This is a genomic window from Chryseobacterium phosphatilyticum (assembly GCF_002899825.2).
In the GTDB taxonomy this organism is placed as follows: Bacteria; Bacteroidota; Bacteroidia; order Flavobacteriales; family Weeksellaceae; genus Chryseobacterium; species Chryseobacterium phosphatilyticum.
On the sequence record NZ_PPED02000004.1, the window covers coordinates 446,117 to 460,525 of the forward strand.

The window sequence follows — 14,409 nt, forward strand, 5'->3', positions numbered from 1 at the left end:
AATTTTGAAATATCAAAAGAAAATATTAATAATATTTTAATGACACCAGAAACTAAAATCCTGATAATCCGTCAACATATGGAAAAGAAGTCCGATGGCAATAATTCTGATATTTCCCTTAAAAAAGAGCATCAAAAAATACACCGCAATTGCATAATACGAATGCAATAGATGAAATCCTATGCTATTTCTTGTGGGATCGAATATAGGATTAGCAAACAAATGATCAAGATCAACAAGCATTGTTGTCAGTAGAATCAGATACACCATTTTCCAGTTTTTGGGATAGAAAATCAATGCAATAAACACAGGAAAAACAAGATGCAAAAAATAGTGTACACCTGTTTTCCAAAACAGGCAATCCATCATATTCTCCCTTTTAAATAATCCTGACGTACATTCTCGTCAAGTTTCTCAATAGAATATCTCAAACAGGTTCTGGGCATATCCAGGTAATATTCGTTCAGATAGTTGATTAATTCTCCTTCATTCTTATTCCCCATTTCCCGTAAAAGCCATCCATTTGCTTTATGCATAAGATCATGTGGGTGTTTCAGGTTTCTTGTTACAAACTCTCTCGTCAAATCAAATAATCCTTTTTTGATATAATACATTGTCCCAACAACAGCAATCCGCTTATGCCACATCTCATCAGATTCCGAAAGCTCTCTCAGAAGATGTTCTTTATCATTCTCAAAAGCGTATCTCCCCAGAATTTTATAACAGCTCGAATCCACAAGATCCCAATTATTAATATGGGGTAAATGGTTAAGATAAAAAGTTACTATGTCGTCTTTTACATGCTGGTCTTTCGTCTTTTCAAATTTCGAGATCAATATAAAAAGAGCCGTTAACCGATGTTCATGATATGCTGAAGAAAGAAGTATACTCAGGTTTTTTAAATCTATTTTTGAATAGTATTCTTTGGCTACAGATCTCTGATCCGGAACTGTTACCCCCAAAAACAAATCTCCTTCCCCATATTCTCCTTTCCCGGTTTTAAAAAATCTCGGAAAAAAATCAGCTTTTTCAGGAATGGACAATACTGCCAATGACTCCCGAATTTCTTTAACAATATTACTCATTGGGACGATTATTAATTATTCATCAGGCTTTTTCTTCTGAAATATCACTTTCCTGAGCCTCTTCTTCTTTCACAATCTGTTTGGGGTTTGCCACTTTAGCTATGGTAAGTCCCTGAACAATAATAGAGAATACGACTACACAATAGGTGATACTTAAAATAATCTCACTATATTCACTTTTAGGAATAGACATTGCCAACGCAATGGAAACTCCACCACGAATTCCTCCCCAAACTAACACTTTTACAGTTTGCGGACTAAAGCTCTTTCTCAGAGAACTAAACTTGGTAGGTCCCCAAATCGAAATAAACCTTGCAAACAACACGACAAGAATTGCCAATAATCCTGGAATCATAAAGTGCTTAAGGTCTTTAATCATCAAAAGTTCAAATCCGATAAAGAGGAATAATACAGCATTCAAAATTTCATCGATAAGCTCCCAGAATTTAATCAGATAATCCTGAGTAACAGACTTCATTTTGAAGTTCATATTAAAATTACCCATAAATAATCCTGCTGCGACCATCGTTAATGGTCCTGAAATATGCATTTGTCTTGCGATCAGATATCCTCCCATTACAACTGAAAGTGTTACCAATACAGAAATAATATAATCATCTACTTCACGCATCAATCTTGACGTAACCCATCCTAGCAAGACTCCTAATAAAAGACCTCCTCCGGCTTCATGAAGTAACAGCAAGCCAATATTTTCAACACTGAGATCTACTTCTTTACCTACAGCGAGCTGTAAAACTACTGTAAAAACTACAACTGCCATCCCATCATTAAAGAGAGATTCTCCGGCTACTTTTGTTTCCAGAGATTTTGAAACTTTAGCCTGCTTCAAAACACTGAGTACTGCCACCGGATCAGTAGGTGAAATCAATGCACCAAAAACAAGACAATAAATAAAAGGAAGCTTTATTCCCAAATAGGGTAACAGATAAAACATTCCGAATCCCACGACAAAAGTGGAAATAACGACTCCTGCTGTAGAAAATATAACTACGGGCCTCAATTGCTCCTTTAAATCATTAATGTTAATATGAATTCCTCCTGCAAAAAGAAGAAAATTAAGCATGGCACCCATCAGAACTTCTGTGAAATCAATACCACTCATCAGATTATGAAGGTGCCCGAATGTTCTTGGAAGTATCGTTTCACCAAACAAAACAAGAAAAATAGATACCACAATGGCGATAACCATAATCCCGATTGTACTGGGAAGTTTTAAAAATCTGTAATTGAGATAGGCGAATATGGATGCTAAAACGATTAATGCTGAAAATGAATAATATAATTCCACTAAGTGTTTGTTAAGATTAATTGGTTAGTTCTAAATAAAGTATTTTGATATAGATCTGTCGACCGTCTTTTTCCCATATATCAAACATACCATCTTTGGAAGGTTTTGAACTCCTTGTGTATTCTTTGCCTACATTCAGCATATTGAGGAGAATATATTCGTCTCCCACAGAATTAACAAGATAAGCTGTTTTCTCAGTCTTTCCGTCTCCGGAACTTTTTATCCCGTCCGTTAACGAGCGAAGCTGATTCAGATGATGTACAAAATTAGTCCCATCTTTTAAAGAATCATATGCTCTCAGAAGAATAAGCAGGATGTCCAGATTGGTAGGATCTTGTTCATACAAAGTCTTTCCTTGCTTGACACATTCTGTAAAGTCGTTTTGTTTAAAAGCTTCCGTAAGACTTTTAAAACGATCCTCTGAAATGGTTATTTTATCATTCCTAAAATTTCTTCCGTAGTAAAGATACTGTGATTCTATACTGTCCAGAGACTTTGGGTATCCTTTATATTTAAAGATAAGCTTATCATAATTATAAGGCGAATCAGAGTTTTTGAGACTTTTCTCAATCGCTTTTAAATCAACCTTCGATTTCTGGCCGAAACCAAAAACCGAAAACAGACTGAATACAAGGAAAAAGTAATATTTCATTAATTGTTGCTTTCTTCCTCATCGTTATCGAAATATTCGAAAAGGAAATCATTATACGGGAATCTTGAAATGTGAATTTTCATTACCTCGTCATAGATCATCTTTTTCATTTCCGGGAAATTTTCTTTTGTCAAAGCAGAAATGAAAACTGTTGGATATTTGGATTTTGCCATCCATGTTTTTTTCCACTCTTCTAAAGACACATTTTTACGGGTTGACGGCGTAAGGTCATCCTCATCTTTTTTCTCATAACTGAAATCATCAATTTTATTGAAGACCATGATCATTGGTTTTTGATGAGCATTAATCTCCATCAAAATATGATTGACCGATTCTATATGATCTTCGAAACTTTCGTGAGAAATATCAACAACATGGATTAACAAATCAGCTTCTCTTACCTCGTCCAAAGTAGACTTAAATGATTCTACAAGCTGTGTCGGTAATTTTCTGATAAATCCTACCGTATCAGTAAGAAGAAATGGTAAATTGCCAATCACAACCTTCCTTACAGTCGTATCAAGAGTTGCAAATAATTTATTTTCTGCAAAAACTTCAGACTTCGAAATGGAATTCATCAAAGTAGATTTTCCAACATTGGTATACCCTACCAAAGCAGCACGAACGACCTTTCCACGGTTATTTCGTTGGGTCGCCATCTGTTTGTCGATTGTCTTTAGTTTTTCTTTCAATAATGTGATCCTGTCACGAATAATACGACGGTCAGTCTCAATTTCTGTTTCCCCGGGACCTCTCATTCCAATTCCCCCTTTCTGACGCTCCAGGTGGGTCCACATTCTTGTCAACCTTGGTAAAAGGTACTGGTATTGTGCCAACTCGACTTGCGTTCTTGCATAAGATGTTTGAGCTCTTTGGGCAAAAATATCAAGGATAAGATTGGTACGATCCAAAATTTTAACCTCCATTTCTCTTTCCAGGTTTTTAAGCTGTGAAGGAGAAAGCTCGTCATCGAAAATCACCGTTCCGATCTCATTTTCTTTTACATATTCTTTAATTTCAATAGCCTTACCACTTCCGATAAAGGTTTTGGAATCAGGTTGAGTTAGTTTTTGGGTGAAGCGTTTTTGCACAGTTGCTCCGGCAGTGAAAGCTAAAAACTCCAGTTCATCTAAATACTCCGTCAGTTTTTCTTCATCTTGATTTTGAGTAATCACTCCTACCAAGACTGCTTTCTCATAGTTATGTTCTTTCTTTTCTAACATTAAGTTCTATCTATGTTTATGATTTTTACAAGTTAATATTTTTAATAAAAAAAACAAAATCAATTTTTATTTAATAACACTTTTTAATATAAATTTAAGTTAGCCTATATATACTATTATAAAAAATCAATAACTTTATATAATAATTTTCTGTCTTTTAAGTATTTAAACTAAAAAACATCCGGAAAATCATGATTACCCATATCAGATGTATGATTATTGATGATGATGAACTGGACAGGCTGGTTCTTCAGCATTATATCAGACCTTACAAAAAAATAGAAATTGTTGCCAGCTTCGACTCGGCAGAAAAAGCAGTTCCATATCTTGACCTTCCTATTGACCTTCTGATTACAGAAACCAATCTAAAAGGAATGAGCGGGATGGAATTCAGGAAGCTTGCTCATAAAATCCCGGCCTGTATTTTCGTAAGTTCTCACCCGGAATTAGCTGCATCTGTATTTGAAATCAATGCCCTTGACTTTATGACCAAACCTTTGAAGGCAGAACGCTTTCATTATTCCATACAAAAGCTTTTTGATTTTTTTGAAGTCAGGGAGAAATGCGAGTGCTATGATGCAATACTGGGGGAAAATTGTCTTACCATAAAAGAAGGTGGAAATATTTCTCAGATCAAAATGAAAGATATCCTGTATCTTGAAGCACTAAAAGATTATACCCGGATTATTACTCTTGAGAAAAATCACTGCATTTTAGATTCACTGGGAAATCTCCTTCAGAAAAGTTTTTTTGAATCATTTATCAGAATACATCGAAGCTACGCCGTACCCCGACATCTCATTCGCTCTAAAAACTGTCACGAAATAGAATTAACCCATCATATTAAACTTCCCATCGGCAGAACATACAAGAATAACCTTTCATTCTTTGAACCCTAAAAGCATTCTGATTTCAACAATAATTCACAAAATGGCATTGGTCGATTATTTCTGTCGTTTATCTATTTTTCTTACATCAGATTTTGATAGGTGGTAATTTAGTATTCCCAAATTTCCCTCTAATTAAAAACTGTTACCAATGAAAAAAAAATTTATTTATTCCCTGCCATGGTTTATCTTTTCCTGTACGATAGCCCAGGCTCAGTCGGCAATTCTTGCCACCGGAACCAATGCCTCAAGTGCCAGCGGATCAACTTCCTACAGTATAGGCCAGGTCACCTATCTGCATAAGGTTTCAGGACCTCAGGTACTCGAAGGAGTACAACAACCTTATGAGATCACAGCCCTTTCAACGTATGAAAATTCTTCAAATAAGGAAGGTGTTTTACTCTATCCCAATCCTTTCAAAGATTATTTGTACTTAGATTTTACTACCAATAATTATAAAAACTCAACGTATCAGTTATTCGATGCACAGGGTAAACTCATTAAAAAGGATGCAATTACACAACCTAAATCCGAACTCAATTTCTCCTCTTTACCTTCAGCAATGTATATCATCAGAATCAACCAAAACGGAGAGAACATTAAAACATTTAAAATCATTAAAAACTAAATTACCATGAAAAAAATATTATTATTGTTCTGGATCCTGACCGGTCTCTTTATGGGGTGGTCTCAGGTTCCGGAAAAAATGAGTTATCAGGCAATCATCCGAAATGGTTCAGGACAACTACTAAGTAATCAAGGGATTGCTATAAAAGTAAGCATATTGCAAGGTTCCCCGGCTGGGGCAGAAGTATACTCTGAAAGACTCACCGGAAATACAAATGCAAATGGCCTCATAAGCCTTGAAATAGGAACGGGAACTGTTCTTTCAGGGACATTTGCCACCATTAACTGGCCTTCAGGAAACTATTATTTAAAAACAGAAACGGATCCTGCCGGAGGAAATAATTACACCATCGCAGGAACCAGCCAACTGTTAAGTGTTCCATATGCTATGTACGCCAAATCTGCAGGCGGAGGTGGCGGAAGCTTTGCGATTCCATATACCACGACTGTCAATAATGCTTCTACTTTATTTTCATTAACGAATGATGGAGATGGAACATCGATAGAAGGCAATAACAATACAACAACCTCCAATATTGCAGCAGTAAGAGGGGTTGTTACCAATACAGCTCCCGGAGGATTTTCTTCAGCAGTTCGTGGTATTAATAACGGAACCGGCGGACTTGGAGTTGGGGTGTACGGAAGCCAGGCCGGAAGCGGATGGGGAGTTTATGGTACCACACCAAACGGTTTAGGAGTGTACGGAAATTCCAGTGGAAATGGGTATGGAGTATATGCAAACAGTAATACAGGAACTGGTCTTAATGCGACCAGTAATAGCGGAATCCCTGCGAATATTGCAATCTTCAATAACGCGAATAATAATGTTGCTCTTAGTGCATCCAGCGTGGGAAATGGTACGGTTGTAAATGTTACAACCTCAGGAAACGGAGCCGGAGTAAGAAGTTCTACTGCGGCAGGATTTGGACTCCATGGAATTACTTCTGCACAAACTTCCGCAGGTGTTGTAGGTGATAACAACGGCGGTGGCGAAGCGGTAGTAGGCAGAACAACCAGTGATATTGCTGGAGCTGTAGTAGGCCGTAATGACGGAGGAGGATATGGAGTAAGAGGATTTATTTCCACCAGTACAACGGGAACCGGTATCGGAGTATACGGGCAGGTTGGACTTAATAACAGTACCGGACGCGCCGGAAGATTTGAAAATTTTAATCAAACCAATACGATTGCCAACACTTTTGAGGTACAGACTAATGGAAATGGAAGTATTCCTGACAATACCCAGGGAAATGCGGCATCTTTTGTTGTTGACAATACCAATAGCGTAGGGGCAGCAGTGCGAGGAGAAGTAAACACCATCTTTGGTAATTTTGGTGCTGCCGCTGTTTTTGGAGTATCATCGGGAACAGGAGGACGCGCCGGCTTATTTTATGCATCAAATCCATCAGGAAACGGAGCATCGCTAATTGCCTTAACTGACGGAAACGGAAACGCAATCACCGCTAATGCCGGTAAAGATGGAAATGGCGTGGAAACCAATATAGATGGAGCCGGAAATGCTCTTTATGCCTGGGTTCCTACTTTTTCTACCGGGAGAGCAGGTAGGTTTGAGATTTTCAATGATGCTAACACCAGTGATGTCATAACTGTAAAAACAATAGGAAATGGTATTGCTGGAAATTTCAAAGTTGACAGGACCACCGGGACTTCTCCGGCATTAAAAGGTGAAGTAAACTCACAATTTGCCAATTTCGGAACAGCAGGTGTATATGGTTTATCTTCCGGAACAGGAGGATATGCGGGCTTATTTTATGCAAGTAATGCTTCAGGAAATGGCCCCTCTATACTAGCCTTAACTGATGGAAACGGAAACGGAATTACAGCTAATGCCGGTGGTACCGGCGATGGTGTTGAAGCGTCATGCGACGGAGCAGGCAATGCTATTTCAGGCTTTATTCCCAATTTTGGAACTGGCAAAGCAGGTAGATTTGCTAACTTTAATAATGCTAATGGCCAACCGGTAGTACATGTAACCACTACGGGTACAGGTTCCGGTTTGTTGGTGAACCATCAGGGACCATCAGGTAACATCGCTATATACCAGAGCGCTTCAGTAAATGTTGCCCGTATCAATAAAGCAGGAGTCGGTTATTTTAACGGAGGTACACAAAACAGTGGTGCCGATGTTGCGGAAGCATTTGATGTGGAAGGAACCATTTCGGAATACGAAACCGGTGATATACTTGTAATCTCGACCCGTTCTGACAGAACAGTAGAAAAGTCGTCTACACCCTACTCAACACTTGTAGCAGGTGTATATGCAACTAAACCAGGAGTCCTTCTAACTGAAGAGCATATTGATACTGATATTTCAGGTAAAGTTCCTATGGGCGTTATCGGGGTTATTCCTACCAAAGTATGTCTTGAGAATGGAAAAATAAAAAGAGGAGACCTTTTGGTAACTTCATCTAAAGCAGGTGTTGCGATGAAAGCGGACATCAAAAAGGTAAGAATAGGACAGGTAATCGGAAAAGCACTACAGGATTATGACCAAAAAGAGATCGGAAAAATTCAAGTATTAGTCAACATAAAATAAACCGTTATGAAAATAGCATATATTATCCCGTTATTATTTTTAAGCACTATTATTTATGCTCAGGAAAATAAGCAGGCTGTTCCGGTGGAAGATCAGGCGCTTGTTGTAAAACAGGCAAAAGAACAACAGGCAATCCAAATGCAGGAAGCCAAGGAAAGAGACGAAAAGGCAACTGTGAATACAGGATTACCTTCTGATCATAGTCTTGCCGTTAAAAAACAGGAATCTAAACCCAAGGCTGCAACTGACAATTCGGGAAAATTACTTCCCAACACAGCAAGTCTTGAAGAAATAAAAAAAACAATCCCCAACAGACAGGCACATCAAAATACTATACATTCTAGGAACACAAAGACGGCTATTCCCGGACTACCCAATACGGCAACTCTGGAGGAAATAAAGAAAACAATTCCCAAAAACTAATAACTCCAAAAAACTGATAACCAATCTAGATTTTTCAAACAAAAGAAGTCCGCTACACAGCGGACTTTTGTTATTATTGTTAATTGATTTTTATTTAATCCCAATCGGCAGCTACAAATTTCATTGAATTTCCATTGTCATCAGATAGGGTAAGAAAGTGCCCTTCTAAAGAATACTTTGTCATCGTATCAAACTTTTTCTGAAAAGCAGTTTCCAAAGTCATGTCCTGACATGCTTTCATTGTACTAACACCTTGTGAAATTTTCACCTTTCCATTTTTCTTAAATTCAGTGATAAAAGACATTTGATTGCATCCCATATAGGCACTGCCTTGAATTTTACCATCTTCCATTTTGGCGGTCAGATTAACTTCTGCTTTCTGGGCAATCAATTGGTCTTTGGTAAAATTGTCGAAAGAAACCAACATCCATTGTCTCTGGAGATAAGGATTTTTATCTGGTATTGCTGAGCAGTTAAAGACAACTCCTAAACAAAAAACTGTAAAAAGTGCTAATAGTATTCTTTTCATACGCTTTATCCTCCCATTTTCATACCAATCCGGGATAGAATCTCGTAAAAATTAGTAAATTAGCGTCACAAAAATTATTTTATAAAATGAAAAGACTATTTCTACTATTCACTTTCTTATTGGGCTTTGCTCAGATGAGGGCGGATGAGGGGATGTGGCTGCTAATGCTCATCAAAAGACTTAACGGTGTTGATATGCAAAAGGAGGGCCTACATCTAACGCCTGAAGAAATTTATTCAGTAAACAACTCAAGCTTAAAAGATGCTATTGTAAGCTTCGGAGGTTTCTGTACTGGTGAAATTGTTTCTGACAAAGGACTTATATTCACCAACCATCACTGTGGTTATGGCGCTGTTGCGGCTGCTTCTACTCCGGAAAAAGACTATTTAAAGAATGGTTTCTGGGCAATGAAGCAAAAAGACGAATTCAATGCTAAGGATCTTTATGTAAGATTTTTAGTGAGAATGGATGATGCTACACAGAGAATCAATTCTAAATTGAACAACAGCATGACCGGTGCTGAGAGAAAAGCTGTTATTGATGCTGAAACAAAAGCAATCCAGACAGAAAACTCTGAAAACGGTAAATACACTGTAGTTGTAAGAGATTTCTTCAACGGAAATGAATTTTATTATTTTGTATACCAGGATTATAAAGACATCAGATTAGTAGGGGCTCCTCCTTCTTCATTGGGTAAATTTGGTGGTGATACAGACAACTGGGAGTGGCCAAGACATACTGCAGATTTCACAGTCTTCAGAGTATATGCTGATGCTGCCGGAAACCCTGCAGAATATTCTCCAAGCAATACACCCTTGAAGCCTAAGCACTACCTTCCCGTTTCTCTTAAAGGAATTAAGCCTGGTGACTTCTCAATGATTCTGGGATACCCTGGAAGAACCAACCGTTATCTGACTTCTTACGGAATTCAACAAATGGTAAATAAAGATTATCCGGCATGGGTTGAAGCTTCTAAAGTAGCGATGGATGTCATGAAAAAATACATGAATAAAGATAAAGCTACTCAGCTTAACTATGCTTCTCAATATGCATCAGTAGCCAACTACTGGAAAAACAGACAAGGAACGATTGATGCAGTAGATAAGAACGGAACAATTTCTGACAAACAAAAAATCGAAGAGACATTTAAAAAGTGGGCTGTAATGCCAGGAAATGATGCATACGATGGCGTTTTGGAAGACATTGGTGCTTATTACACACAAGTTTCTGACAGAAATGTTGAAAGAAATTATTCTTCTCAGTTCTCAAGGAATGCAAAATACATTACCCTTGCTTTACAGGTAGGATCTGCTCTTAAAGCTTATGCTGCACAGGATATGCAAGGAAGATTAGCGATGAAAGCTAAAACAGAAGCAGCTATTAAGGGAGCTTATGAAAACTTTAATCCTGCTTTAGAAGGAGAAATGCTTGCCGCTATGGCTGGCCTTTACCAAATGAGAGTAAAAAATAAAGATGTTGCTTCTGCTACTATCTTAGGCTTAGATGCTAAAACTGTTTCTAACCTGGCTTACTCTTCAATTTTTGCAAATAAAACTTCTGCAACCAACTTTTTATTAAATCCGGATGCATTAAAACTTGATGCTGACCCGCTTTGGAAAGTAGCAAATGGAATTGTTGCTGATCAAAAAATGAGTGCTGAAAGATTTGTGAAAGTAGATGACAATTTTGCTAAAAACAACCGTCTTTTCTTAGCTGGCCTTATGAAAGCAATGCCTGAGAAGAAATTCTATCCGGACGCTAACTCTACAATGAGATTAACTTACGGAACTGTAGATAAACTTCCTATCAGAACAGACAGAAACTACTTTGGTATTACTGACAATTACTACACAGATATGACTGGTCTTGTTGGAAAATACAAGAAAGGAGACGAAGAGTTTGATCTTCCTCAAAGAGTGATTGACCTTTACAATCTTAAAGATTTCGGACAATATGCTGATGCTGCAGGATATATGCCTGTAAACTTCCTTTCTAACAACGACATTACCGGTGGTAATTCAGGTTCTCCTGTAATCGACGGAGACGGAAATCTTATCGGTATTGCATTCGATGGAAACAGCGAAGCATTAAGCGGTGATATCGTATTTGAACAGGAATGGCAAAAAACAATCAATGTAGACGTTCGTTTTGTACTTTGGACTATTGACAAATATGCAGGTGCAAGAAGGCTAATTGACGAGTTAAAGCTTGTAAGAGGAGAAAATACTCCGGCTGATACAAAAACTAAAAACTCAGGCACTACAACAATGCCTAAGAAAACAAAGAAAAAATAATCTACTCTGATATATTTTTAAAACCGTGGAATTACTTTCACGGTTTTTTTATTTTTGAATAGTAAAACCCTTTTCACAATGAATAACCCAATCATAGAGTTTACAGCAATTATCACACAAAATGGAGCAATGAATGCTGCCTATGTTGAATTTCCTTTTTCCACTGAAGAATTATTCAACAAAAAAGGGCAGGTAAAAATTAAAGCAACATTTGACACTAAAGTAGAATATCGCGGAAGCCTTACCAAAATGAAATCTGATTGTCATATTCTGGGCCTGACACAGGAGGTGAGAAAACAACTTGGAAAAACTTTTGGAGATGAAGTTTTTGTTTCTCTTATTGAGGACAAAGAAGAAAGAGTGATTGAAATTGCAAAGGATATTGCTTTGGTATTTCATGAAAATCCTGACGCAAAATCCTTATTTGACGCAATGAGCTATACCCACAAAAAGGAATACATCCGTTGGATTGAGGAGGCAAAAAAACCGGAAACAAGAGAAAACCGGAAAATAAAAATGATTCAAATGATTCTGGAAGGAAAAAAGGGGATATAAAAAGAGCTCAGGAAAACCTGAACTCTTTAGGTTATTGTAAATTAATTAGCTAAATAAAGATGTGTTTTACTATGCAAACGGAGGCTTCATACTATTGACAATATTGATTGGCAGCCCTGAAATGCTAGCATGTTTGATATTATTAACCAAAGACACACTGTCGGCAGAAGGAAATACATAATTTCCGGTAAAGACACAGTTTTGAAAAAGTGCATGTGATAAATTATCAATATTTCCTCCCTTCATTTCTACATTTTTAAACTGGATATTACAGGTACTAAAGTCTGAATATGAATGATCAATATTAAAATTATGGATATCACCTCCATCCATAATAAAGGTTTCGAGATTAGCCCCGCTAAACACAACCCTTCCATATCCAAAACAATCACTTAAGTATATTTTGGCACGTCTTATCTTATCGGCTACATCCATGGAATATAAATATACTGTAGTAGTTGTAGTAAGTACATTTGTTGTCAACCTGCCGCTGATTTCTATATTGGTACTATGATCCATTTGTATAGCACTATCTTTTATAATTTGCACTGCGGTATAAGTCGTTGTAGACTTTGCATTGAGAATCGTATCAGTAATTTTCAGATTTTTAATGTTTACATACTTTCTATTCAAAACACCTAAATAGAATCCACTGACTTCATCAGCATCCGTATTAATAATCGGGTTGATTATATTAAGGCTTTCAGGAAGTTTTGGGTCAAGGTATTTTGTATAATTTTCCAACAAAAGAGGAGTTCCAATGTTTCCATTTGGGCTAGTATATGAGAACAGATATATATCTTTTTTTCCTATTAGACCATCCACTTCTTTAGCGGTGAATATAGGATTATTAATATTAACAATCCCGCCTAAACTTGGGGTATCCATCCTTATTCCAAAAAATATTCTTGCACTTCCACTTACTATAGGAAAATTTAACGTAATATCATTGCCCGCAAATTGAAACGCAGCTAAACTTTTCCCCGTTTTTACAATAGTATTATTTGCTGTAAATCTATCTGTCCAATGATCATCTATCCCTTCTTCCCAAACGCCTCTGTTAATGGTGACGTCTACACTGTTTCTGCCAGTGTATCCATGTCGGCAATCTACTATGTTTCCGTCATTAATAACAACACCTATAGAGCTATAATTTGCAATACCATAACCAACTCCATCTTTCCTAAAGCCTTTTATAAAAGGATTATTTATTATGATGTCCGCACAAGTATTTACTTCCAGACCCACAGCTCCTGAGTTATTAATTTTATTCAGAATTCGCAGATTATTAAGGGTGACATTATCTCTGCTAACTAATAGATAGGCAATATCGTTTAGAATACCTGTGGTTTCAATATTCAGATTATCTATGGAAATATGCTCTTCAAAGATATATTTCTTAACTGTTAATACACCAGGATTATGAGTACTATCTTGCATGTAAGAACAAACTAATGGTGTAGTTAATTTACCATCACTACTTCTAATAAACTCATTCTTTTTATAATTTTTTTCAGAAGCAGTACCATCACGATCAATTAAAATTTCCGTAGAATCAAAATACATGTTTGCGACTCCTAAATTATTAAAACCCACATCTAAACTTCCCCTCTTCATGTTATTCCGTGACCATGCAGCGATATCTACTACTTCACCATTAAATCTTCGGGCAATTGTAATGCTTACATCACTACTCTCTCTGAGAAGGATAAACTTACCATCACATCTTCCACTGGTTTTCATTTCAAAAGATTGCTTTACTACAACTTTACATTTTCCCGGAATCACCCAGTACAAGTTATTTGTATTTACATACTTAAAATAAGATAAAATAAACGGAGTATCATTATAGCTCCCGTTCCCTTTCACCCCAAAATATCTTACATCCAGATCATGCGCAAAATTATGTTCCAGCTTAATCCCTCCCGTTTCAATAATACTTCCTGCATCATCAACATCTGTTGTTGAAGACAAATGATAAATGATGGGATCTGGAGTATCTCTTTTTTCGTAATAACCTAGTAGACAAACTCCCTTATAAACTCCGTTCTGGAGATCAGTGATTTCTGAAGCCGACAGATTTTTCATTTCAGCCATCGTGTTCTTTACAATACATGGAAAACTCATAGAAATATTTTTATTGGTTAATTTTAAAACGAAGGAGTATAAACACCTATTCCTCCAATTTTCTGCAGCAAATATCCTCCTCCGTAGCGTCAAAAATTGACGTATAAAAAAATAAAAACAAAAAATCTTTCTTTTTTTGTC

At 36.9% G+C, this 14,409-nt stretch carries 13 protein-coding genes; 6 read left to right on the forward strand and 7 right to left on the reverse strand.

What is annotated here, in order from left to right:
- Nucleotides 1-36: 36 nt before the first annotated feature.
- Genes C1631_RS17710 through hflX form a run of 5 tightly spaced genes read right to left on the reverse strand, consistent with a single transcriptional unit; the run spans nucleotide 37 to nucleotide 4,269 of the window.
- Entirely contained in the window at nucleotides 37-369 is a 333-nt protein-coding gene (locus tag C1631_RS17710) for a DUF6122 family protein (protein WP_228441326.1), read from the reverse strand.
- Nucleotides 366-1,085 carry a DNA alkylation repair protein gene (locus tag C1631_RS17715; RefSeq protein WP_103246844.1) on the reverse strand — a complete coding sequence of 240 codons (720 nt, stop codon included), beginning with the start codon at nucleotides 1,083-1,085 and terminating at the stop codon, nucleotides 366-368. Before C1631_RS17715 ends, C1631_RS17710 begins: the two co-directional genes overlap by 4 nt.
- A gap of 22 nt (nucleotides 1,086-1,107) precedes the next feature.
- On the reverse strand, nucleotides 1,108-2,394 hold the full coding sequence (locus C1631_RS17720) for a cation:proton antiporter (protein ID WP_109713590.1): 1,287 nt from the start codon (nucleotides 2,392-2,394) through the stop codon (nucleotides 1,108-1,110).
- Between the two features lie 16 nt (nucleotides 2,395-2,410).
- Nucleotides 2,411-3,046: a DUF4919 domain-containing protein gene (locus tag C1631_RS17725; protein WP_109713592.1), complete on the reverse strand. Its 636-nt coding sequence runs from the start codon at nucleotides 3,044-3,046 to the stop codon at nucleotides 2,411-2,413.
- On the reverse strand, nucleotides 3,046-4,269 hold the full coding sequence (gene hflX / locus C1631_RS17730; RefSeq protein WP_109713594.1) for a GTPase HflX: 1,224 nt from the start codon (nucleotides 4,267-4,269) through the stop codon (nucleotides 3,046-3,048). The genes C1631_RS17725 and hflX overlap by 1 nt, the downstream gene beginning before the upstream one ends.
- A 191-nt stretch (nucleotides 4,270-4,460) precedes the next feature.
- Between hflX and C1631_RS17735 the strand changes: the two genes are divergently transcribed.
- The 4 genes from C1631_RS17735 (at nucleotide 4,461) to C1631_RS17750 (ending at nucleotide 8,763) form a co-directional block, all read left to right on the forward strand.
- On the forward strand, nucleotides 4,461-5,168 hold the full coding sequence (locus C1631_RS17735) for a LytR/AlgR family response regulator transcription factor (RefSeq protein WP_228441329.1): 708 nt from the start codon (nucleotides 4,461-4,463) through the stop codon (nucleotides 5,166-5,168).
- A gap of 139 nt (nucleotides 5,169-5,307) precedes the next feature.
- Entirely contained in the window at nucleotides 5,308-5,784 is a 477-nt protein-coding gene (locus C1631_RS17740) for a T9SS type A sorting domain-containing protein (protein WP_103246847.1), read from the forward strand.
- Between the two features lie 6 nt (nucleotides 5,785-5,790).
- The gene (locus C1631_RS17745; RefSeq protein WP_103246848.1) at nucleotides 5,791-8,340 is read left to right on the forward strand and encodes a beta strand repeat-containing protein; all 2,550 of its coding nucleotides are present in this window, start codon (nucleotides 5,791-5,793) and stop codon (nucleotides 8,338-8,340) included.
- A gap of 6 nt (nucleotides 8,341-8,346) precedes the next feature.
- A complete protein-coding gene (locus tag C1631_RS17750; RefSeq protein WP_109713597.1) occupies nucleotides 8,347-8,763 on the forward strand; it encodes a hypothetical protein in 417 nt (138 codons plus the stop codon).
- 94 nt (nucleotides 8,764-8,857) lie between these two features.
- Here C1631_RS17750 and C1631_RS17755 read toward each other — a convergent pair whose 3' ends face one another.
- Nucleotides 8,858-9,292: an META domain-containing protein gene (locus tag C1631_RS17755; RefSeq protein WP_228441332.1), complete on the reverse strand. Its 435-nt coding sequence runs from the start codon at nucleotides 9,290-9,292 to the stop codon at nucleotides 8,858-8,860.
- Nucleotides 9,293-9,378: 86 nt separating this feature from the next.
- On the opposite strand from C1631_RS17755, the gene C1631_RS17760 reads away from it, so the two are divergent.
- Complete coding sequence (locus C1631_RS17760; RefSeq protein ID WP_109713599.1) at nucleotides 9,379-11,586, forward strand: S46 family peptidase; 2,208 nt, start codon at nucleotides 9,379-9,381, stop codon at nucleotides 11,584-11,586.
- Nucleotides 11,587-11,664: 78 nt separating this feature from the next.
- Entirely contained in the window at nucleotides 11,665-12,141 is a 477-nt protein-coding gene (locus C1631_RS17765; RefSeq protein ID WP_103246851.1) for a YdeI/OmpD-associated family protein, read from the forward strand.
- A gap of 69 nt (nucleotides 12,142-12,210) precedes the next feature.
- Here C1631_RS17765 and C1631_RS17770 read toward each other — a convergent pair whose 3' ends face one another.
- Complete coding sequence (locus C1631_RS17770) at nucleotides 12,211-14,268, reverse strand: hypothetical protein (protein WP_123966726.1); 2,058 nt, start codon at nucleotides 14,266-14,268, stop codon at nucleotides 12,211-12,213.
- Nucleotides 14,269-14,409: the final 141 nt, after the last annotated feature.